Below are 6783 nucleotides of genomic sequence, written 5' to 3' on the forward strand. Positions count from 1 at the left end.
GTTGATCCCGACAACGAATTGGGGGGGACAAAATGCGATTCTGGGCAATGCTTTCTGATTTCCGAACCCCACGCCCCTCTCCCGGACTGCCGAAAACACAAAAAATAAATCGATCTCCATTTTCTCCTATTTTAAGCAATCGACGGGCTTTTTTGCTCACCCCCACCGCTGACCATCAATGTTTACCATCAAATCGACCTGCCACCTTCGTAGCAATGTTCGCTAATGGACATTCGTTTTCCGTACAGCCAAAACCAAAGGCGTGCGGATTGCCGCTATGTACAAAACCGGTGCTGGCAAGCCGTTTCAAGCAAGCTTCACAAACGAAAAACCCAGAATTCATATTTTTAATCGCCAATCGGTTTCACGAACTTAGAAGTCGAGGAGGCTGCGGATCGAGTGAGCACGCAATTGACCGGATTCATCGAGCCTGTACGACGGTCTTTCCGGACACTCAGTCATTCCGAAGGCGTCGAAATGAGTGACGGCCTAAAAAAGGCTGTCGTACAGAGTGTTTGCATCAAGTTTGTCTGACTTGACGAGGACAAACCAAGTTACAACGGATGACTTGATCTCTGTCATTACCCCCGGGCTAGCGACTTGTTGATTTAATCGAAATGCAACTCGCATTGGTGAACCGTGGGTCGTGAGGCACCGGGTAATGCGTGGAACCCCGCCGCACACACGCGAGCGGATCACTAAATCAACGAGCCGCTAGCCACGGTGCCGCCAGGGCAGCGTCCCGCTGTCACCGACTTTGGCAGCGATCGCGTGGCATTAAACCAACGCGGCTGGCTCCGAAACCCTCTGCGGCGTTTAAACACACTTTGGACGTGACCGCGTCGGCAAAACCGAAGGGACGCGGGCGTGGTGGGTGTCCGTTCCAGGGCGATAAAGGACGGCCAGGGACCTTTGGCGGAGGTGGGGGCACCTAAGCAAGCCTCCTTGGTGCTCCCCGCATGGCTTTTCGACTATGATTCTTCACATTAATCATCAACGTTTCTCTAATTCACCTGGGAGGTTTCTTTGTTACGGAATCGCTAGACGGCGCTTCACACACGGGCAGGTTGGTAAAAGTCAGACACCATTGGTCTTTCTCCGGCATGCATGTAGAGGCGTGGTAGGTTTGATTCGTTAGCGACCTGAACCGATTGATCCGTTTAAGACCCTGGTGTTGAAGCATCGGGGACTTGTTTGAAATGAAAGTTCATCGCCAACGTCACAGACAAACGATAAGGCACTTCAGACAGCAGTGAAGCAGCGGCCCCCCAAAGACTCAAATGGACGCAGCAAGGTGGAGCGTCCCACTCGAGGAAGCCCAATCAATCAAGGCCTGGGGGCCTACATCTTCGCGACTGTACTTAAAGCGTCTAGCATTTTTGATAGAGGAACCTGCAATATGCTCATGAAACAGCCGTGCCCCGAACAGCAATTTGCTTACCAAGCCCCTTACGGCTCGACACTGCAGGACACTGGCGTTCAGTTTTCCGTGTTCAGCCGTTCGGCAACCGCGATGCGATTGCTGCTGTACAACAAAGTCAACGATCGTGAACCGAGCGAGGTGATCGAGTTTGACCCCGTCAATGATCGCCGTGGCGATATCTGGAGCATGCATGTGCCCGGTCTCGCACACGGTCAACTTTACCACTACCAAGCGAGTGGCCCTTGGGATCCTCAGCACGGCCATCGATTTGATTCGTCGGCGCGTCTGATCGACCCCTATGCTCAAGCGCTCGCGGGCACCTACCTGCCTAGCAAGGACGGTGTCGTTCGTCCGCCGAAATGTGTTGTGATCGAAGACACATTTGACTGGGAAGGCGACCGCCATTTGCGTCACGAGATGAGCGAAACGGTGATCTACGAAATGCACGTTCGTGGATTCACCAAGAGCCGGACGGCAAAGGTGAAAACGGCAGGCAGCTACCTCGGCGTCATCGAAAAGATCCCGTACCTCAAGTCATTGGGGATCACCGCGGTTGAATTGATGCCGATCAACGAATTTCCGATTCGCGATCCTAACGGCAAGAAACTGGAGCGGCCGAACTATTGGGGTTATGACCCGATGGCGTTCTTTTCGCCGCATCGCGGTTACGCCCATAGCAAAACGCCGGGCGCCCAAGTTGTTGAATTCAAACAGATGGTCAAGGCGCTGCATGCGGCAGGGATCGAAGTCATCTTGGATGTGGTCTTTAACCACACCTGCGAAGGCAACGAGCAAGGTCCGACCAATTGTTTTAAGGGACTCGAGAACCAAGTCTATTACATCCTTAGCGAAGGCCAGCACTACTCGAATTACTCGGGTTGTGGCAACACGCTCAATGGGAATCATCCCGTTGTTCGCGAAATGATTTTCCACTGCTTGCGTCACTGGGTTTACAACTACCACGTTGATGGATTCCGATTTGACTTGGCCAGCATCCTCAGCCGCGACACCAAGGGGAACTTGATTCCCAACCCACCGATGGTCGAAATGATTGCCGAAGACCCGATGCTTGCGAACACCAAAGTGATCGCCGAAGCATGGGATGCCGCCGGAGCGTATCAGGTGGGATCGTTTGGCAACCATCGTTGGGCCGAGTGGAACGGTCGTTACCGTGACGACGTTCGTGGTTTTTGGCGTGGTGACGGTGGTACGCTTGGTTCGTTGGCAACCCGTTTGGCCGGCAGCAGCGATTTGTACGAGCATGCCGGGCGTCCGCCACACTGCAGCATCAACTTCATCACGAGCCATGATGGTTTCACGATGAATGACTTGGTGTCGTACAAAGAGAAGCACAACTTGGCCAATGGCGAAGATGGACGCGACGGTGACAACCACAACATCAGCGACAACTATGGCGAAGAGGGTCCATCACGCAAAAAGGGCGTGCAAACGATCCGCGAGCGTCAAATTCGCAACATGTTGACCACGTTGTTATTAAGCCAAGGTGTTCCGATGCTGGTCAGCGGCGATGAATGCCGCCGCACTCAGAAAGGGAACAACAACGCCTATTGCCAAGACAACGACATCAGTTGGTTTGATTGGCGATTGGTCGACAAGAACGCCGACATGGTTCGCTTTGTCCGATCGCTGATCGAATTCCGCAAAGCCCAGCCGACGGTACGTCGCCGCGAATTTTTGACCGGACAACCTGTCGATGGCCGCATGATTCCAGACGTCTCGTGGTACTCCGCTGCGGGAACGCCGCTGGATTGGGGACAGCACGAATTGGCGATGGTTGCCTACATCGCGGCGCCAAACCTGCGAGACGATCCCAATGGCGTGGGCCGTGATGTGGTGATGATGTTCAACAGCACCGGGCAAAACCGTGAATTCATGCTGCCCGAAGTGGGCCGCGGATTGAAGTGGAACTTGTTTGTCGACACCGCTGCGGAATCGCCGAACGAGATCTTCCCCAAGCTGAATGGGCCGATGCCACCGAGCGATCGGGTCGATCCGATGTGCCTTGCCACTCGTTGAAGATCTACGTCAACCAGCTCGAAACGCCACCGGTCGCCCCTTAATGGGGTGAAATCGAGACCGACGGTCTGCCGTGGTTTGCATCCGGTTTGGTTTGCAACCACGGCGTCATGGGTCCGGCGAGAGCGGGTAAATCGCTCGAAATGGGCAGGACAGTGAGTGACTGGCTGCCGGCTGAACCACCCGCTGGTCCCCCAAAATCGAGGGCATTTGCCCACTCGGACCGAAGCTCGTGGGCTCAGCGCCCACGGGCTTAACGTTCACGGGCCGCCGCTGCCATTTTTCGCCCACCGCCTCGAGTCACCTTAGGGAGACCCGAGGCGGTGGCATTTGCTAGCACAGCAAAACGGCGTTTTTTCCGGCAATCGTCCATCTGCAAACGACGGTGGCTGGTCAACCCGTCTTGCCATCTTTGCAATAATCACGAACACTAAGACACGAGACACCCTGACTCGTCTTCCACCAAGTAGAAGTCACCGGGGTATTGCCACAAAAATTCGGCAACCCCTCACTGCACTGAAAGAGATTGCATGAACCATTCCCCCCTTCACGAACTTTCCAATAGCCACTCGTACCAGAGCTATCAACGTCAGCGTCAACTGACCCTTGGCGATTTGCTTTTGGAAAACCGCATCGTGTTTCTGCAAGGCGAGATTCACTATGCCAATGCCAACGACGTGGTAATGAAGCTGCTTTATCTGCAGAGCGAAAATCGTCGCAAGGACATTCATTTTTACATCAATTCACCCGGCGGATCGGTTACCGCCACGCTGGCGATTTATGACACGATGCAGATGTTGTCGTGCCCTGTCGCGACGTACTGTGTCGGCGAAGCCTGCAGCGGTGCGGCGGTCTTGTTGGTCGGCGGAACTCAAGGCAAACGGTTCTGTTTGCCCAACAGCCGCGTGATGATGCATCAACCCATGGGTGGCGTGGGCGGCCAAGTCAGCGACATTGAGATCCAAGCCGCTGAAATGTTCCGTTACCGTGACGTGTTGAACAAAATTATCAGCAAGCACAGCGGGCAATCGGTGGACAAGATTTCGCAGGATACCGACCGCGACTTCTTCCTCGGTGCCGAAGAAGCGAAGGCGTACGGGCTTGTCGACGACATCTTGGTCAAGCCACCTGCGGACGACAACGATGACGACGATACTCCATAGTCAGCCGAACGAGACCATTGAAAACTCGCTCGGACGACGTCGTCATTTTATCTGAAACTAACAGCCCCCATACCGTCGAAAGTTTATAAGCATGCCCATCATTCCCTACGTTGTCGAAAAAAGCGGACGCGAAGAACGCGTCTATGACATCTACAGCCGACTGCTCAAAGACCGGATCATCTTTCTCGGCCAACAAGTGGACGACCAGATCTCCAACGCGTTGGTCGCGCAAATGTTGTTCCTGCAATCGGACGATCCCAAAGCCGATATCCACATGTACATCAACAGCCCCGGTGGCAGCATCACCGCAGGCATGGCGATCTATGACACGATGCAATTCGTCTCCTGTGACGTTGCGACGTACTGCATTGGACAAGCGGCATCGATGGGAGCGGCACTCTTGACCGCCGGTGCGAAGGGCAAACGCTATGCGCTGCCGAACGCTCGGATCATGATTCACCAACCGCTTGCCGGCATGCAAGGAACCGCACGCGAAGTGGAAATTCACGTCGAAGAATTGCGACGAATCAAGAAGCGGATGAACGAGTTGATGATCGAACACACCGGTCACTCGCTTGAAAAGATCGAACAAGACACCGATCGCGACCGTTTCATGTCGGCCGACGAAGCTTGTGACTACGGTTTGATCGACAAAGTGGTCCACAAGGCGGGCCAAGTGTAAGCAGGCCGCAACCGCGGCCCGAACGACAGCGGAAAATGAATGCGGCAACTCGCTTGCCGCTCATCCCGCGTCGGCCGCCCCCTTCGTCTAGCGGCCCAGGACGCCGGACTCTCAGTTCGGAAACAGGGGTTCGAATCCCTTAGGGGGTACTGGAGCTCAGATCGGCTCTCAGCCAACCTTGCGTCAAACACCCGTGCCGAAAAACTCGTCGAGCCGAAAAGCCCATCAAGCTTAAAAGCCCGTGTGTTTCATCCGGGACGTGTTCACAAAACCGTCCCGTCTTGTCGAGACGACCTATCTTTTGATCGATCTTGGCTGCGATCTACGCTATGCTTTTAAGCAGTACGCGCATCGCCCCTCCATTGGCGGACGCATCGCTTCAACAGCATTGCCGCCGCTCGAGGGCGTTCTCTTTTTTTTGGTTCTTGATCCAAGGAGACTCGCCATGCCTCACAAGCTCTTGTTTGCAAAGATGAAAGGCAAGTGGGAAGGCACCTGTCGAACTTGGTTCCAACCAGGCAAAATCGCAGATGAATCCCCGATCCGAGGCGAGATCACCGCGGTGCTCGGAGGCAGCTTTCTTCGCCATGCCTACGAAAGTTCGATCCAAGGCAAACCTCGTAGCGGCGAGGAATTGATCGCTTTTAATGTGATCTTGCAAACCTTCCAGTGCTCGTGGATTGATGATTTCCACATGAATGAAGCGATCATGTTTTCTCAAGGCCCGACATCCAAGCACGGCTTTTGTGTGTTCGGCGAATACGACGTTGCCGTCAACCATCCCAAATGGGGCTGGAAAACGGAATTTGAATCACATGATGATGACCACCTGATGATCACCGCTTACAACGTTCACCCCGAAGGCATGGAAGCCAAAGCGGTCGAAACGATTTACCACCGAGTGCATTAAGCGAGTGCATTAAGATTGATTGCAGCTAATATCGCAGACGGCCCTCTATGCCAACATGAGTGAAAACACGGCAAACGAACAACGGACGAAGTCATGCAGAACACGACCAGCATCCTGATCGACCGCAACATTGATGACGTGTATCGGCTTACTCACCAGAACGTGGCCGAGTGGAGCATCATTGTGGTCGAAGACGTCGTGATCGAAGAAAAACCGGGCGGCGTCGGCACCAAGTTTCGCACCGTCACCGAGGATCATGGCAAACGCATGGAATTTGCCGGCGTGGTCACGCGTTGCGAACCACCCCACGTTCACGCAGTCCACTTGACGGGCACGATGTTCGATATCGATGCCGAATATGTATTTGACGACTTGAATGGTCGAACCCGAGTGACTCAGCGAGCCACCGTCACAGGCAAGGGCTTCTTTCGTTGGTTCATATTATTGTTGGGTTGGACGATGAAACGGTCCCACTGCAAATCCAGTGAACAGGAAATGCAAAGCCTCAAACAATTCTGCGAAAGCAAAGCATCCACCGGCGAAACACAGCACCTACAGCGTGTACCAC

4 protein-coding genes, 1 tRNA gene and 1 pseudogene are annotated in these 6783 nt (G+C 54.1%); all 6 read left to right on the forward strand.

What is annotated here, in order from left to right; translation table 11 throughout:
* Positions 1-1399: 1399 nt before the first annotated feature.
* A pseudogene (gene glgX, locus RMSM_RS34055) lies at positions 1400-3504 on the forward strand (glycogen debranching protein GlgX).
* A 486-nt stretch (positions 3505-3990) separates the two neighbouring features.
* Positions 3991-4623 (forward strand): ClpP family protease, encoded by a 633-nt coding sequence (locus RMSM_RS34060; RefSeq protein WP_008708434.1) that lies wholly within the window; start codon positions 3991-3993, stop codon positions 4621-4623.
* Between the two features lie 91 nt (positions 4624-4714).
* Complete coding sequence (gene clpP / locus RMSM_RS34065; RefSeq protein ID WP_008708435.1) at positions 4715-5305, forward strand: ATP-dependent Clp endopeptidase proteolytic subunit ClpP; 591 nt, start codon at positions 4715-4717, stop codon at positions 5303-5305.
* A 76-nt stretch (positions 5306-5381) separates the two neighbouring features.
* Positions 5382-5454: transfer RNA gene (locus tag RMSM_RS34070), tRNA-Glu, on the forward strand.
* 296 nt (positions 5455-5750) lie between these two features.
* Entirely contained in the window at positions 5751-6215 is a 465-nt protein-coding gene (locus RMSM_RS34075; RefSeq protein ID WP_052031933.1) for a DUF1579 domain-containing protein, read from the forward strand.
* Between the two features lie 93 nt (positions 6216-6308).
* Positions 6309-6783: SRPBCC family protein (locus tag RMSM_RS34080; RefSeq protein WP_008708437.1), on the forward strand; the 475-nt coding region annotated here is incomplete at its 3' end.

The organism is Rhodopirellula maiorica SM1 (assembly GCF_000346295.1).
GTDB classification, from domain to species: Bacteria; Planctomycetota; Planctomycetia; order Pirellulales; family Pirellulaceae; genus Novipirellula; species Novipirellula maiorica.

Bases quoted from the DNA above. Each gene is read 5' to 3' on its own strand.
- RMSM_RS34075 (WP_052031933.1), top strand. From the start codon at position 5,751: ATGCCTCACAAGCTCTTGTTTGCAAAGATGAAAGGCAAGTGGGAAGGC.
- RMSM_RS34060 (WP_008708434.1), top strand. From the start codon at position 3,991: ATGAACCATTCCCCCCTTCACGAACTTTCCAATAGCCACTCGTACCAG.
- clpP (WP_008708435.1), top strand. From the start codon at position 4,715: ATGCCCATCATTCCCTACGTTGTCGAAAAAAGCGGACGCGAAGAACGC.